Here is a 15,278-nt window from a genome sequence, read left to right as displayed (position 1 = left end):
GCATCTATAATTGCAAATTATAAATTGAAGCAATTAAATTAAATCTTAAACTAAATCGTTTTCTACGATTACGATATTTTTCAGTAATAATTTTAAATTTTTTAAGAATAGCAAAAATATTTTCAATAATAATTCTCATTTTTGAAATTAATTTATTATTATGTTTTTGTTCTTTATTTAAAGGGTTTTTCTTTGTTTTTTTCTTAGGTATTAGAACATTACTATGAATTTTTTGTATTCCTTGATAACCATTATCAACTATTAATTTAGTATTTTTTAAAATTGGGATTTTTGATTCTTTAAATAAACAAAAATCATGCTTTTTACCGAGAGAAAAATTTGTTGCAATAATTATTTTGCTTTCTTTTTCAATAATTACTTGTGTTTTAATAGTGTGTTTTTTCTTTTTTCCTGAATAAGATTGTTTTTGTCTTTTTTTGGGCGTTGAATGGGTGTTTCTGTAGCATCAATAATAATTGTTTTATCATTAAAATAATCATTTATTAATGCTTTTTTACCAGCAAGTTGTTGAAAATCAGGATGTTTGATTAAAATATCTTCAATTCACTTGATATTTCGATAACAACTAGCTTCACTAATATCAAAACTTTTACCAAGATGAAAATAAGTACGATATTCTCGTCAATATGATAAAGTCATCAATAATCTATTTTCTAATGATAATTTATTATTTTTACCACCTCTTTTAAACTTTTTTAACTCAGCTTCTTTTAAAATATTTAACATTTTATTAAAAGTACTTTGCTTTATTCCAGTTAATCGTAATAATTCTTTATCATTAATAAAATTAAATTTATCAAATTTCATAATCTTAAATTCCTTATAATTTCTATTTTAAATATATTTTATAGGAATTTTGTTTAATAAATAAGTAATGCAAGAAGTCTAATAATTTAGTAACCGAAGAAATAGTAACTCGTTGTTTATTACATAATCCTTGAATGCCAAAACCAATAGTTTCTTTCACATCCGTCAAAGATACTTTACTAATATTATATGCTTCTTGGTATGCTTTAAAAGCAGTAGCAATTGGATGCGCTGACATATTTTCTAAACTAACAGCAAAAACAATATGCTTTTCTTCGCCATAAATAGCTTTAATACTTAATTTGCCATCAGTAAGAGTTCCAGTTTTATCAAAAGCAACAATATCAATTTGATTGATTTTTTCAAAAGCATGAACTTTATTAAAAATAATTCCTTCTTGGGTTGACTTTGCAATTCCCACAGTTATTGCTAAAGGTGTTGCTAATCCCAAAGCACAAGGACAAGCAATAATTAGTGTTGAAATTGCTGTTTTAATAGCAATACCATAAGGAACAGACATAATAAATGATAAATTAAATAACGGTAAAATAAAAGCATAAACTAAAAAAACTAATAATGCTAATCCTAAAACAAAAGGAACAAAAATCGCTGCAATCTTATCAGCAATCTTTTGTAAATTGGTTTTTTGTTGTTGCAATTGTTCTACTTTATTAATAATATTTGCTAATATCGTTTCATTACCAATTTTTGTTGCTCGCATCATAAAAGCTTCACCAGCATTAGCAGAACCACCAATTAATAATTAACCAGCCATTTTTTACAATTTGACTCTCACCAGTAATTAATGAATCATTAATAGACTTGGTACATAACTATAACATTTTGCACCTACCAAACTATAAAACTTTCATGAAAATGGTAGAAATTTTAAAAGAAGCTGAAGCTAAACAAAAACAAATTGGTGGTAGACCAAATAAATTATCAATAGAGCAAAGATTACTTATGACTTTAGAATACTGAAAAGAATATAGTACATATCGTATTATTGCAAAAAAATATAATATTAGTCATGTTAGTTGTATTCGTAATATCTTTTGAGTTGAAAATACTCTAATAAAAAATAGTCACTTTCATATACCTGGCAAAAAGATATTATTGGAAAATAAGGGTACTAATAATAATTTATTAGCAATTGATGCTACAGAAATTCCAATTGAAAGAATTAAAAAAAACTAAAATTATTATTTTCTGGTAAGAAAAGGCAACATTCATTAAAATCGCAAATAATTATTGATTTATTTAACAATAAAATTATTTCAGTAGATTTTTGTTATGGCAGTATTCATGATTATAAGTTATTTTTAAAATCAAATACACTTATAAATCCAAAATTAGAATTAATTGCTGATTTAGGATATTTAGGATATCAAGGTTTGCAAAATGTTCATAAAAATACATTATTGCCAATTAAAAAGAGTAAAAATAATCCTTTAAATCCAGATAAAAAGGAATATAATAGCTTTTTAAGTAAAGTTAGAATTGCCATTGAACATGTTTTTGCTAGATTAAAAAGATTTAAAATACTAGTTTATCGTTATCGCAATAAGATTAGAAGATTTGGATTACGATTTAACTTAATTTCAGGAATATATAATTTTGAATTAAGCTAGTTATAGTTATGTACCAAGTCTAATAAATAAATGCCACCAAAGACGATAAAATGATTAATGAATACATGCCGACTCGTCGTTGTTGAAACAATTCTTGATATCAAGCTTTATAAAAATTAAATCCTAAAATAAACTGAACAATACTCGCAAGAATTAATTGAATAATTGGATTTCCAAAATATACTGCTAATGGATTTACTTTACCCATTGATATTCACATCGGAATAACTAATAAAATAGCAAAAACTGAGCGTAAAATTTCTTTGATTTCAAATCAACGATGTTATTTATCAGTATGTGTTAAATGCTTTTGATGACAAAGATTGCTATTTGCCTTAATCTTTCTTAATTATATTTATAATCCTACCTCTAAACTTAGTTTTTAAATATATTCAGTAATTTTTTCAAGAACAGCATCATAACCAATTTTACTAATACTTGATGTTTTAATAATGTCAATATCATTAATAATCAGCAATGTTTCTTTAATTACTTTTTCTTGCTTGCTAATATCATTTTTCTTTAGTTTATCTAACTTCGTAGTAACAATGAGAATATTAATATTTCGTGCTTGTAAAAAGTTAAACATTAATAAATCATCATCATTAGGAATTCGTCTTAAATCTAATAATAGGATTGCTAACTTTAAATTTTTTCGTGCTAATAAATAAGTATCCATCATTTTAACAAATTCTTTTTTAATACTTTTACTTATTTTTGCAAAGCCATAACCTGGACAATCAACAAAACGAAATTCATTATCATTAATAGCAAAAAAATTAAGCATCTGTGTTTTACCAGGCGAACTAGACACCTTTGCTAATTGTTTATTATTACATAAAGAATTAATAAATGTTGATTTTCCAACATTACTTCGCCCTAATAACAATACTTCACTAATCTCATCATCAATTCATTGTTCCTTATTAATAGCACCTTTAAGAAACACACTCTTAGTAATTTTCATTGTTTTCACCACTTTTATTTTTTAAAACTAAAAATGAAATAATTTTTAATTTTATTAATATTTTACCTTGTGCTTAAAATTTTATCGTATAGAATAAAAATATGCAACTATTTAGTTTGTAAGGTTAATTACTTAATTGTAATTATGAAAAGGGAATTTAGTATTATTCTAAAGCTGCCCCAGCAACTGTAATACGGACAATAATTATATTCTCCATTAAAAATTGGTTTTTTGAGAAGGCATAATTATTGGTTGATGTTAAGCCAGGAGACCTGCCTTATCTTGCTTAAATTTTTAAGTTCTTCGGGAATGAGACTAAATTATGTTTAATGTTTTAATAACATTAAATATCTTTTACTTATTAGACTTGGCACATAACTATAACTAGCTTAATTCAAAATTATATATTCCTGAAATTAAGTTAAATCGTAATCCAAATCTTCTAATCTTATTGCGATAACGATAAACTAGTATTTTAAATCTTTTTAATCTAGCAAAAACATGTTCAATGGCAATTCTAACTTTACTTAAAAAGCTATTATATTCCTTTTTATCTGGATTTAAAGGATTATTTTTACTCTTTTTAATTGGCAATAATCTATTTTTATGAACATTTTGCAAACCTTGATATCCTGAATCAGCAATTAATTCTAATCTTGGATTTATAAGTATATTTGATTTTAAAAATAACTTATAATCATGAATACTGCCATAACAAAAATCTACTGAAATAATCTTATTGTTAAATAAATCAATAATTATTTGCGATTTTAATGAATGTTGCCTTTTCTTACCAGAAAATAATAATTTTAGTTTTTTTTAATTCTTTCAATTGGAATTTCTGTAGCATCAATTGCTAATAAATTATTATTAGTACCCTTATTTTCCAATAATATCTTTTTGCCAGGTATATGAAAGTGACTATTTTTTATTAGAGTATTTTCAACTCAAAAGATATTACGAATACAACTAACATGACTAATATTATATTTTTTTGCAATAATACGATATGTACTATATTCTTTTCAGTATTCTAAAGTCATAAGTAATCTTTGCTCTATTGATAATTTATTTGGTCTATCACCAATTTGTTTTTGTTTAGCTTCAGCTTCTTTTAAAATTTCTACCATTTTCATGAAAGTTTTATATTTTATGCCGATTAGACTATAAAATTCATTTTCGTCTTTGTATTTATCTAACATTTGTACTTCACCTAGGAAATAATATTATCAAAATAGTAGATAAAATTAAAGGTTATGTACCAAGTCTAATATTTAATTTTAACGAGCAACTTCATTAGCTCTTAATTCTCTAATAACAGTGATATGAATATCGCCAGGAATTGTAATTTCTTTTTCAATTTTAATTTTCACATCATGAGCAATTTTATAAACCTTAGCATCACTAACCTTACCAGGATCAACAATAATTCTAATTTGCCTTCCGGCTTGAACAGCATAAGATTTTTGCACCCCAGGAATTGATTGACAAATTTCTTCAATTTGTTGCATTCTTTGAATAAACTCTTCTAAAGAATTGTTTCTTGCTCCTGGTCTAGCTGCCGATAAAGTATCCGCTGCCATTACTAAAACAGCATAAATACTTTGCGGACTAATCTTCCCATGGTGGGCATGAATAGCATTAATAATTAGCGGATGTTCACCATATTTTTTTGCTAATTGAACACCCAAATTAACATGCGAACCATCCATTTCATAATCAATTGCCTTGCCAATATCATGTAATAAACCTGCTCTTCTTGCTAATTTTTCATCCAATCCTAACTCAGCAGCCATTGTTCCAGCCAACTTTGCTACTTCAATACAATGCTGTAAAGCATTTTGACCAAAACTAGTACGATATCGTAATTTTCCAAGATAATAAACTAATCCAAGCTTCATATTAGTAATTCCTAAGTCACTAATTACCTTTTGTCCAGTTTCTTGAATTAAAGATTCCAAATCATCTTGAGTTTTCTTTAAAACTTCTTCAATTCTTATTGGTTGAATCCGCCCATCACGCATTAATGAATTTAAAGTTCGAACCGCAATTTCTCGTCTAATCGGATTAAAAGATGATACTTGAATAATTTCTGGAGTATCATCAATAATAATATCAACACCAGCTGCTTGTTCAAAAGCCTTAATATTTCTACCTTCTTTACCAATAATTCGTCCCTTCATTTCATCATTAGGTAACTTAACAAATGCTGTTGTTTTTTCAGCAACAACATCATGAGCATATTTTTCAATGGCAACCGCAATAATATTGTCAGCAATATTTTTTGCTTTAATTTTAGCATCATTTTCACGATTTTTAATTAATTGTCCTAACTCTAAATCAAGTTTCTCCTCTAATTCTTTAAACAAAACTACTTTTGCTTCTTGTTGACTAAGTCCAGCAACTTTTTCTAATTCTAAAACAATTTTCTCTAATTTATCATAATAGTTTTCTTCAATTTTTTTAATATTATCTTTTTTTTGAAGAATTTCACGATATTGAGATTCCAACACTTCTTCGCGTTCAATAATATTTTTTTCGCGCTTCATTAATAAGGCTTCATAATTATTACTTTGACTTCTTCTTTGTTCTAAATCAATTGCAACTTCTTTTTTCATTTGAGCAATTTCTACTTTGATATCTGCCTTTGTTGATTGAATAATATTTTTTGCTTCTCGTTCTGCTTGTGCCAATTTTATTTGACTCTTTTTATCATTACTAGTACGAACAAAATATTTAATTAACAGACCAATGCCAATACCAATCGCCAATGCTAAAAAAATTCCAACCAAAAGACCGAATTCTAATTTACTCATAAATTTTCCTTTCTGAATAGTTAATTTTCTTTTCAAATTATTAATAAAATTTAATTTTTTTCTTTAAATAATAGATAATTAGTTTAAAACATTACTTCAATGTTTACCTATTAATAATATCATCTTTTAATAACTAATTAAATACAAATATAAGCATTAAAATATTAAAAAGCAAGTCTTTCATTAAAAGACTTGCTATTAAATATTACTTAACAGTATGTAATCACTCAATAACATTATGATGCAATTGTTCTTGTAAATCAACATTAGCAATAAAAAATTCTCTAACCTCTTATCACGACCTAAACCAAGTTTTTGCTCACCATAACTATATCAAGAACCAATTTTTTGCAAAATATTACCCTTTAAACCTAATGAAATCAATTCTTCTAACTTGCATATTCCACGACCAAAGTAAATATCTAAAACCGTCATTTGAAAAGGAGCAGCAACTTTATTTTTAACAATTTTAACTTTAGTTTTATAACCAACTAATTGATTATTAAACAGAATTTGGTCACTTCTTCTTAATTCAACTCGTACTGATGAATAAAACCTTAATGCTCTACCTCCGGGGGTTATTTCTGGATTACCAAAAATAATTCCCACTTTTTCTCTAATTTGATTAATAAAAAAACCAAACAGTTAGTTTTAGCAATATATGAATTTAACTTGCGTAATGCCTTTGACATTAATCGCGCTTGAGCACCAATCGTTTGATCAGACATTTCACCATCTAATTCAACTTGTGGTGTTAACGCCGCAACAGAATCAACTACAATCAAATCAATAACATTAGACTTAACAAAAACTTCTAATATTCCTAACGCTTGTTCTCCTGAATCAGACTGAACAATTATTAATTGTTCTAACCTAACACCAATTTTTTGAGCATAATTTGGGTCTAAAGCATGTTCAACATCAATAAAAACAGCTTTACCATTACCTTTTTGAACTTCACTAATAGCCATGTAATGCTAAAGTGGTTTTTCCAGAAGATTCAGCACCATAAACTTCAATAACTCTGCCACGAGGATAATCACCAATACCAATTGCCATATCCAATAATAAACTTCCCGAACTAATAATATTATCCTTTGATGGAAGTTTTTTATTCATATCCACAACCGCATCACTACCATATTCTTTAATAATTGTTTGTAATGCTTGTTGTAATAGTTCTTCTTTATCAATAAGTTCGGTAGTATTCGTTTTATTTTTTGACATTTATTTACCTCCACTAGATAAATTAACAAAAAAAATAAACTTTTCCTAGTTTATTTTAAATTTTCTTTAATTAATTCTTTAATTAATTTAACACATTTATTAATAATTTGTTTGCGATTTCCCGATAATTGATATTCATAAACTAAACATTTGTTATTATATGCCAATGCAATATATACTAAACCTAATGGCTTATTTTCATGGTTTTCAGGACCAGCATTACCAGTAAAACTAATTGCCATATCACTATCAAATAAATTTTTTGCGTTTTGTGCCATTTCAATAGCTGTTTCAACACTAACAGCACCAAATGATTGTAAAGTTGTTAACTGAACTCTTGCTAAATGAACTTTAGAATGAGCACTATAAGCTATTAACCCACCACGAAATACTTTGCTGGCTCCTTCAGTCTTAACTAATGCCTCACTAAAAGCTCCCCCAGTAATACTTTCACAACTACTAATGGTTAAATTTTTCTTTTCTAATAATTTAACTAAATCGTGCATTTTTTTCCTCCTAATTAATATTTATTTTTGATTGCTTTGTTTAATTCCAAGAATATAAGTAATTGCACTCCAAACTGAAAGCAATAATGATAAATATATTGGTATTAAAATAATATGATACTGTCATGAACCTCAATCACTATTTCATCCAAATCAAATATGATTAACAAAAAATAATAATGTTAACCCTGCCATTTGCATTAAGGTTTTTAACTTACCATAATAATTAGCAGCAATAACAACTTTTTTAGTTGCTAAAAACATTCTTATCCCATCAAGCAAAATATCTCGGGAAATCAAAATTAATGTTACTCAAACTGGAATAATTTGCGGAATTGTCATAATAATTAAAACACCACTAGTCAACATCTTATCAGCAATCGGATCAGCAATCTTACCAAAGTTTGTTACTTGCTTATTTTTCCTAGCAAGATAACCATCTAATCAATCACTAAAACAAGCAATAATAAAAAGTAACCCTGCAATAATTCAAAGAATATTAATTTTAACATTACTATCAATATTAATACTTGGACTAACAAAATTATAGTTAGCAAATGGTGCTCCTAACAACATTAAAATTAAAATTATCGGTACTAAAATAATTCGTACTAATGTTATTTTATTTGGTAAATTCATTAGCAACCCTCCTATATAAAAAATTATAACCTAAAAATAAAAAAACGAGATTAAAAATCTCGTAAGCCACATTCTGTTCTCAAAGACATAAATGCTTTAAGCGCTAATCATTTATCTATATTAATTCAACTTTAAAGTTAAACAAATATCCATTAATTACTTATCATTCGCAATTAATAGTTCCCCTACCATAATTTGGGTTTCTCACTTATGGGGTTTACCGCGTTCCACTCTAATAATTTCTCATTAGTATCGTCACTATGGCACTTTTATAAACTACTAAACCATATTAAATAATTAACTTAGGTCATTAGTTAGCCATCTAAGAAACATCATTTGATGTTTCTTATCCTTGAATTATTTTTTCTCCAAGCATAAACATTACTAGCATCACAGCTAGTGTGAGTGTGGACTTTCCTCTATTAAAAATAAATTTCTAACAGCGATTAGCACGGATTTTTAATCTCATATCCATTTTACTACTTATTAACTTTACTTTCAAGTTTACTTAACCGATTAATGATATCAACATTTCTTAAACCTTTTTCTTCTAACTTATCTCGTTGTTGCATAACAATTTCATAATTACTTTTTAACTTTTCATGTTCTTCAATTATTTCTTTGAGTTTTTCTTTTAAACTCAAAATTTCATCAACATGAGTTTCAATAATTTTATTAAAAGCATCATAATCTTTTTGAACAATATCTAAAAACCGATCAACTTCTTGGGCATCATAACCTTTAAAATTAATTTGAAATTCCTTTTCTAAAATATCCTCTTTTGCCAATTTAAAACTATTATCATTTTTCATAAAATTATTCCTCCTTTTTTATGGCATCAATCATATCAGTAATTAATCAATTAAATTGCGATAAACTTTTTTTATTATCAGGATTTAAAATCAACTGTTGTAATTTAATAAAATTAGTTTTTTTATTATTACTTTTTAACGATTGTACCTTATTAATTAAATTTTCATCATTCAAATGTTGTTCAATAAATAATTTTTGTTCAAAAGATAACGGTGTTATTAAAACACTATTAATATCAACAAACTTATCTTCAATAATTACATTATCATCTTGCAAGATCTGAAAAATTTTATTAAATAATGGTGTTAATGACATTGTTAACTTATCATTAAAATTACTAATTTGTAAATAATCTTTTTCTAATAATTGAACTAATAATTTATCAATTTTGTTAACATCAAAATTAGAAAATTTTTCTAATTCCCCAGAAGTTACAAATTGATATTCTTTTGATAATAAATGCATTAATAATAATAAAATAATTAATTCATCTTCAGTAATTAAAAGAACCTTATAAAACTGTAATAAAAGTCTTCACTTATGAAAAATATTTAACGAATTTATGTTCATTATTTTTATTCAATTGGAAAATGTTTTAAAAAGTTGTTAATTACAATTTGAGGATTTTCATATGAATAAAGAATTTTATATAATAATGCAAATAAAGGTAGTAGTTTTAAACTTAATTTTGACATTTGCTCATTAACTAACTTGCAAGTGCCAAAACCTTCAACAGCTTTTTGTGATTGCTTAATAACAGTTTCTGGATCATTAGTTTTACCAACTTCATAACCAAATTGATAATTACGAGATTTTGGTGACATTGCTGTTAAAATTAAATCACCAATGCCGGTTGGCGTTAAAAATGTTTCTGTTTTTCCCCCCATTTTATTACTAAATTTAATTGCTTCATTTAAACCAATAGTAATAAAAGATGCAACAGTATTATCACTAGCATTTTGACCTTTTAACATTCCCAAAATAATCGCAACAACATTTTTTAAAGCACTAGCACATTCAACACCAATAAAATCATTAGTAATCGTCACCGAAAAATTTTCACTATTAAAATATTGCTGAACTTTTTTCGCATATAATAAATTCTCACTAACCGCTGTTACTTGTGTGGGAAATCTTTGAACAATTTCAATTGCAATACTAGGACCATTTAATCCTGACAAATCTTCAATAATATAAGGTTTTAAATTTTTACGAATCGTTAATGATAACCTTTCACCAGTATTAGGTTCAAAACCTTTAGCAATATTAATAAAATGCACTGGATAAGTTACTAACTCATTAATTTGCTGACAAACGCTAGGCAAAACCTGTGAAGGAAGCGCAAAAACAATAACTTTAGCATCACATACAGCTTGTTTTAAATCATTAGTAGCAACAATATTTTCATTTAAACGAATCCCTTGAAAATATTTACTATTTTGATGATTATTGTTAATATCATCAACTTCACTTTTTTCAATGCCATACATTAATACTTCATTTTTATTTTCTGCTAAAACTTGTGCCAAAGCACTAGCAAACGCTCCAGTTCCTAAAATAATAATTTTTTGCATTCTTTTACCTTCCTTAAATATTTATTTTCTTTGACGAAAAATCAATAGTAAAGGAATCCCTTGAAAGTCAAAATATTCTCGTAACTGATTTTCCAAAAATCTTGCATATGAAAAATGTAAATGCTTAGGATTATTAACAAATAAAACAAAAGTAATTGGTTGTTTACTTACCTGTGTGGCATAATATATCTTTAATCTTTCGCCTTGAAAAATAGGTGGTTGATGTAATAACTGAGCCTTACTAAGAATTTCATTAACAACACTAGTTTGAATCCGTAAGTTTTGTTTTTCTTTAATCTTATTAATATTTTGAAAAATCTTTCCGAGATGCACATTTTTTAATACCGAAACAAAAATTACAAAAGCATAATGCAAATATTTAAAATGAACTTGAATTTCTTTACGAAAATCATCTAATGATTTTTTTGTTTTTTCCATTTCATCATATTTGTTAACAATAATAATTACTGGTTTATAACCCTCTTTCGCAATCGCACCAATTTTAGCATCTTGTTCTCTAACACCTTCATTGCCATCTAATACTAATAAAACAATATCACTTCGTTCCACAGCTTTTAAAGCCCTTAAAACACTATACTTTTCTAAATTTGTTTGAACTTTTCCTCGTTTTCTAATTCCCGCCGTATCAATAACAACAAATTTTTGTCCATTTCTAACAAATGAACTATCAACAGCATCTGTTGTCGTGCCTGGAAGATTAGAAACAACAACCCGCGACTCATTTAATAATGCGTTTGTTAAACTAGACTTACCAACATTAGGTCGTCCAATAATAGCGATTTTAGTTTCATTTTCAAGATCTGGTTTTATTTCTAAATTTAATTGATTTAAACTAAAAATAATTTTATCTAACAAATCGCCAATCCCAATACCATGCGTTGAAGAAACCGCAATTGGCTCACCAAATCCTAATTGGATAAAATCATATAGTTCATTATTAACTTGTTGATTATCATATTTATTAACAACCAAAATAATTGGTTTATTAATTCCATAAAGCATTTTAGCAATTCGTTTTTCTTCTTCTTGCAATCGTTCTTGATAATTAGTAGTAAAGATAATAACATCAGCTTGTTCAATCGCAATTTGTGCTTGTAATGAAATTTGTGCTTGTAATTCATCATTACCAAAACCAAGACCACCAGTATCTACTAATCAAAATTCACGATTAAGTCATTGTGCTTTTTGATAAATCCGATCTCTGGTAACTCCTGGTGTATCATCAACAATTGATAAACGATTTTTAATTAAGCGATTAAATAATGTTGACTTACCAACATTAGGTCGCCCAATAATAGCGACAATTGCAGAATTTTTCATTTTATTTTTTTCCTAACTATGCATTTGCAAAAGGCATTGATTTTTTTTTAATTTCATAAACCATTGTCACAATTAAATCAACAATTTGATCTAATGATAAATTACTATTATCAATTTCAATTGCGTCATTAGCTTTCTTTAAAGGACTGACTTTACGATCAGAATCTTGACGATCACGATCTTGTAAATTATTTTGAACACTAGACAACTCTAAAACCATTCCTTGTTGTCGTGCTTGTTCAACTCTTCTTTGTGCTCGTTTAGTAATTGTTGCTGTTAAAAATACTTTTAATTGAGCATTAGGTAAAACAACCGTCCCAATATCTCTTCCAGCAAGAATATAACCAAAACCTTGAACAATTGCTCTTTGACTTTTAACCATAAATGTTCTTACCGCTTTGATAGCACTAATTGAACTAACATGATTAACAACTTTTTTACTACTTAAATCATAAGAATTTTGTTTAATCCCATTCACATAAATATTACCATTAGCATCATAACTAAATCTAATATTAGTCAACACCTTAATAACCGCTCTAGTATCATTAATATCAATTTTATTTACTAAGCAATAAAGCGTTAAAGCTCGATACATTAAACCAGTGTCAATAAAAATATAATGTAACCGTTTAGCAACTAATTTAGCAGTTGTTGACTTTCCACTTCCAGCTGGTCCATCAATAGCAATATTTATCTGTTTCATTCTTTTATTCCACCTCTAACAAATTATACATCTAATATAATGATATTATTGAATTAATAAAAGTAAAAGAACAATTAATAAAGAGATAATCAAGATAATACTACCAATTATTAACAATACTAATCATTTAAAACTAATTTTTTGCTTTTTAAACCTTGTTACTAACTGATTAAATTGTTCATCAGTCATTGCCGCTGAATTTGATAATAATTCTACTAACGGTTTTTTACTAGGTATTAACGCCTCTGGATGCTTTTTTAAATCTTCTTGATAGGTTTTAATTACTTGCTGAACTAATTCCGTTTCTGAAGAAATTTTAGTTTGTAAATTTTTAACAGAATTTTCTAACGCTAAAATTATTTCTTGATATTTACTTTCACTAGTACCATTTAAATGCTGACCAAATTTATGGTGATAATTATGGTCTTGTAAAATTTGTTGTAAATTAACATTATCATTTAAATCACAATCATATTTACTACGAATATCAGTTAAATACTGATTAATTTCATATCTAACTTCAAAATTAATAAAACCTTTTGAATGATCTTGATGTAATTGAGGGCTTAATAGGTCTCATTCTTGATTAATATTATCAAGAAATTCTTGAAAATATTCTTTATCAATATGACTAAAACGACTAATATAATCTTGCAATAACTCTTCTTCTTGCAATAATGCTTGATCTAACTCAATCTCACGATTAATTTGTTCTCGTGAGAGCGAAAATCGTTCCATCCTTGTTTGTTCAATTTTCACTACTATCGCCTCATTTCTCTAATAGACTTGGTACATAACCCTCAATTTTATCTACTATTTTGATAATATTATTTTCTAGATGAAGCACAAATATTAGATAAATATAAAGATGAAAGTGAATTTTATAGTTTGGTAGGTGCAAAATGTTATAGTTATGTACCAAGTCTAATATAATTATAATAAAATATAATAACTTGCGTTAGCATTTTTTTCAATTAATGGTCAAGTTGCTGTTACGATTAAACTATAAACTAAAGCTTCCAAACAAAATTTTATTAAATTAAATGGTAAAAAAACTACAAATAACTGATTTCGCAAAGATGCCATCCGATATAATTCCAAAATAAAAACTCAATTTAAAAAAGTCATTCAAAATGAATTAATAATTGCCGCTAAAAAAATACTAATAATTCAAACAATAATCGTTAAAAATTTACCAGAACTATTTTTTGTTCATCCACAAAATTGAATAATAAAAAATAATGGCATTTGCACAATTAAAAATATTGAATAAAATCCTCCTGTTGCTAACATTAATGCTAAATAAGCAATTGGACCACTAGTACTAGTAATTAGCATTAACATTCAAGGAATTAAAAATACTAAAAAATAAGTATAAATAATTCCTAAAAACGGAAAAGCAATAATAATAAAAACATCAATAAATTCTAATTTTAAATAAGATAAAAATAAAGGCGGAATAAATTTACTAATATAACCGACTAATAAACAAATAGCTAAAAAATTAGCAATTAAAACTAACTTTTTAATTGTTAATTGACTATCATTTTTAAGTGTTACTCATAACAATCTTGTTATCTTTCTCATTAATTTATTCCGCCTTAATTAATTACCGTTATTTCAACATATTTATTGTATAATATTTTTACAAATAAAGAAAAGGAGAAAATTTATTAATGGAAAATAATATCGTTCCTGTAATTATTGAAATTACTACTGGTAGTAGTAATAAATACGAATATAATTTTGAAACTAAAAGAATTATTTTAGATCGTGTTTTATATGGTGCTAATGTTTATCCTGGCGAATACGGTTGTATTGAAAATACTTTAGACTGAGATGGTGATCCGCTTGATGTTATTGCTTTAGCAACATATCCAACGATTCCTGGATGTCAAGCTAATGTTAGAATTCTTGGAGCTTTAGAAATGATTGATGGTGGTGAAATTGATACTAAACTATTTGGTGTTTTAGCCGATGACCCTCATTTTAATCATCTTAAATCTTTAAAAGATGTTCCTGAACATACTTTAGCAAAAATTAAAAATTTCTTTATCCAATATAAACAGTTACAAAAAAAAGCAGTTATTGTTAAAGAATGAAAAGATGAAAAATGAGCTTTAAACGAATTAGCTCATTGTCGTGAGTTATATACTAAATATAATGATCTTCTTATTAATGAAGGAAAAGAAAAATTACTAGAAAAATTTAAAGAAATACAAAAATAATC

20 protein-coding genes, 1 other RNA gene, 1 pseudogene and 1 riboswitch are annotated in these 15,278 nt (G+C 26.4%); of the genes and pseudogenes, 3 read left to right on the top strand and 19 right to left on the bottom strand.

The features are described from left to right. Nucleotides 1–4: 4 nt before the first annotated feature. Nucleotides 5–828, bottom strand: a protein-coding gene (locus tag AAHJ00_RS03080; protein WP_342223477.1) for an IS5 family transposase whose coding sequence is annotated in 2 segments (ribosomal slippage) — nucleotides 5–432 and nucleotides 432–828 — 825 coding nt in all. Because the reading frame shifts where the segments join, the coding sequence is not laid out codon by codon here. A 22-nt stretch (nucleotides 829–850) separates the two neighbouring features. Further along, nucleotides 851–1,549: an HAD-IC family P-type ATPase gene (locus tag AAHJ00_RS03075; RefSeq protein WP_342224477.1), complete on the bottom strand. Its 699-nt coding sequence runs from the start codon at nucleotides 1,547–1,549 to the stop codon at nucleotides 851–853. A 149-nt stretch (nucleotides 1,550–1,698) separates the two neighbouring features. On the opposite strand from AAHJ00_RS03075, the gene AAHJ00_RS03070 reads away from it, so the two are divergent. Together AAHJ00_RS03070 and AAHJ00_RS03065 are read left to right on the top strand one after the other, a co-directional pair. After that, nucleotides 1,699–2,025 carry a transposase family protein gene (locus tag AAHJ00_RS03070; RefSeq protein WP_342223834.1) on the top strand — a complete coding sequence of 109 codons (327 nt, stop codon included), beginning with the start codon at nucleotides 1,699–1,701 and terminating at the stop codon, nucleotides 2,023–2,025. Between the two features lie 2 nt (nucleotides 2,026–2,027). Then, entirely contained in the window at nucleotides 2,028–2,459 is a 432-nt protein-coding gene (locus AAHJ00_RS03065) for a transposase family protein (RefSeq protein WP_342224607.1), read from the top strand. Between the two features lie 19 nt (nucleotides 2,460–2,478). On the opposite strand, the gene AAHJ00_RS03060 is transcribed toward AAHJ00_RS03065, so the two are convergent. From AAHJ00_RS03060 to AAHJ00_RS02980, 17 genes and pseudogenes are all read right to left on the bottom strand, one after another. Further along, the gene (locus AAHJ00_RS03060; protein WP_342224476.1) at nucleotides 2,479–2,679 is read right to left on the bottom strand and encodes a hypothetical protein; all 201 of its coding nucleotides are present in this window, start codon (nucleotides 2,677–2,679) and stop codon (nucleotides 2,479–2,481) included. Between the two features lie 162 nt (nucleotides 2,680–2,841). Beyond that, nucleotides 2,842–3,426, bottom strand: coding sequence for a ribosome biogenesis GTP-binding protein YihA/YsxC (yihA, locus tag AAHJ00_RS03055; RefSeq protein ID WP_342224475.1), 585 nt, complete (start codon nucleotides 3,424–3,426; stop codon nucleotides 2,842–2,844). 105 nt (nucleotides 3,427–3,531) lie between these two features. After that, nucleotides 3,532–3,720, top strand: a riboswitch (cobalamin riboswitch). Nucleotides 3,721–3,810: 90 nt separating this feature from the next. Further along, nucleotides 3,811–4,176: a transposase family protein gene (locus AAHJ00_RS03050; RefSeq protein WP_342224606.1), complete on the bottom strand. Its 366-nt coding sequence runs from the start codon at nucleotides 4,174–4,176 to the stop codon at nucleotides 3,811–3,813. 59 nt (nucleotides 4,177–4,235) lie between these two features. After that, nucleotides 4,236–4,628 (bottom strand): transposase family protein, encoded by a 393-nt coding sequence (locus tag AAHJ00_RS03045; RefSeq protein ID WP_342224474.1) that lies wholly within the window; start codon nucleotides 4,626–4,628, stop codon nucleotides 4,236–4,238. 78 nt (nucleotides 4,629–4,706) lie between these two features. Then, a complete protein-coding gene (gene rny, locus AAHJ00_RS03040) occupies nucleotides 4,707–6,242 on the bottom strand; it encodes a ribonuclease Y (RefSeq protein ID WP_342224473.1) in 1,536 nt (511 codons plus the stop codon). A gap of 198 nt (nucleotides 6,243–6,440) precedes the next feature. After that, nucleotides 6,441–7,213 (bottom strand): annotated as a pseudogene (gene recA, locus AAHJ00_RS03035) (recombinase RecA). Beyond that, nucleotides 7,203–7,469 (bottom strand): hypothetical protein, encoded by a 267-nt coding sequence (locus tag AAHJ00_RS03030; RefSeq protein ID WP_342224472.1) that lies wholly within the window; start codon nucleotides 7,467–7,469, stop codon nucleotides 7,203–7,205. Before AAHJ00_RS03030 ends, recA begins: the two are co-directional and overlap by 11 nt. A gap of 50 nt (nucleotides 7,470–7,519) precedes the next feature. Further along, entirely contained in the window at nucleotides 7,520–7,975 is a 456-nt protein-coding gene (locus AAHJ00_RS03025) for a CinA family protein (RefSeq protein ID WP_342224471.1), read from the bottom strand. A 21-nt stretch (nucleotides 7,976–7,996) separates the two neighbouring features. Further along, nucleotides 7,997–8,614, bottom strand: coding sequence for a CDP-diacylglycerol--glycerol-3-phosphate 3-phosphatidyltransferase (gene pgsA, locus AAHJ00_RS03020; RefSeq protein WP_342224470.1), 618 nt, complete (start codon nucleotides 8,612–8,614; stop codon nucleotides 7,997–7,999). Between the two features lie 60 nt (nucleotides 8,615–8,674). Beyond that, an RNA gene (rnpB, locus tag AAHJ00_RS03015) (RNase P RNA component class B) lies at nucleotides 8,675–9,071 on the bottom strand. Between the two features lie 22 nt (nucleotides 9,072–9,093). Continuing rightward, complete coding sequence (locus AAHJ00_RS03010) at nucleotides 9,094–9,426, bottom strand: DivIVA domain-containing protein (protein ID WP_342224469.1); 333 nt, start codon at nucleotides 9,424–9,426, stop codon at nucleotides 9,094–9,096. A 4-nt stretch (nucleotides 9,427–9,430) separates the two neighbouring features. Further along, the gene (locus AAHJ00_RS03005) at nucleotides 9,431–9,997 is read right to left on the bottom strand and encodes a hypothetical protein (protein ID WP_425288864.1); all 567 of its coding nucleotides are present in this window, start codon (nucleotides 9,995–9,997) and stop codon (nucleotides 9,431–9,433) included. Nucleotides 9,998–10,002: 5 nt separating this feature from the next. Next, on the bottom strand, nucleotides 10,003–11,001 hold the full coding sequence (locus AAHJ00_RS03000) for an NAD(P)H-dependent glycerol-3-phosphate dehydrogenase (protein WP_342224467.1): 999 nt from the start codon (nucleotides 10,999–11,001) through the stop codon (nucleotides 10,003–10,005). 21 nt (nucleotides 11,002–11,022) lie between these two features. Further along, nucleotides 11,023–12,342 carry a ribosome biogenesis GTPase Der gene (gene der, locus AAHJ00_RS02995; RefSeq protein WP_342224466.1) on the bottom strand — a complete coding sequence of 440 codons (1,320 nt, stop codon included), beginning with the start codon at nucleotides 12,340–12,342 and terminating at the stop codon, nucleotides 11,023–11,025. A 16-nt stretch (nucleotides 12,343–12,358) separates the two neighbouring features. Further along, nucleotides 12,359–13,048, bottom strand: a complete 690-nt coding sequence (gene cmk / locus AAHJ00_RS02990; RefSeq protein WP_342224465.1) for a (d)CMP kinase — start codon at nucleotides 13,046–13,048, stop codon at nucleotides 12,359–12,361. Nucleotides 13,049–13,093: 45 nt separating this feature from the next. After that, complete coding sequence (locus AAHJ00_RS02985; RefSeq protein WP_342224464.1) at nucleotides 13,094–13,807, bottom strand: hypothetical protein; 714 nt, start codon at nucleotides 13,805–13,807, stop codon at nucleotides 13,094–13,096. 174 nt (nucleotides 13,808–13,981) lie between these two features. After that, nucleotides 13,982–14,635: a hypothetical protein gene (locus AAHJ00_RS02980; RefSeq protein ID WP_342224463.1), complete on the bottom strand. Its 654-nt coding sequence runs from the start codon at nucleotides 14,633–14,635 to the stop codon at nucleotides 13,982–13,984. Nucleotides 14,636–14,724: 89 nt separating this feature from the next. On the opposite strand from AAHJ00_RS02980, the gene AAHJ00_RS02975 reads away from it, so the two are divergent. Beyond that, nucleotides 14,725–15,276: an inorganic diphosphatase gene (locus AAHJ00_RS02975; protein ID WP_342224462.1), complete on the top strand. Its 552-nt coding sequence runs from the start codon at nucleotides 14,725–14,727 to the stop codon at nucleotides 15,274–15,276. The last annotated feature ends 2 nt before the right edge of the window (nucleotides 15,277–15,278 follow it).

The sequence above is a fragment of the Spiroplasma endosymbiont of Asaphidion curtum genome (genome assembly GCF_964031085.1).
In the GTDB taxonomy this organism is placed as follows: domain Bacteria; phylum Bacillota_I; class Bacilli_A; order Mycoplasmatales; family Nriv7; genus Nriv7.
This window is presented reverse-complemented; position numbering and strand designations above follow the sequence as displayed.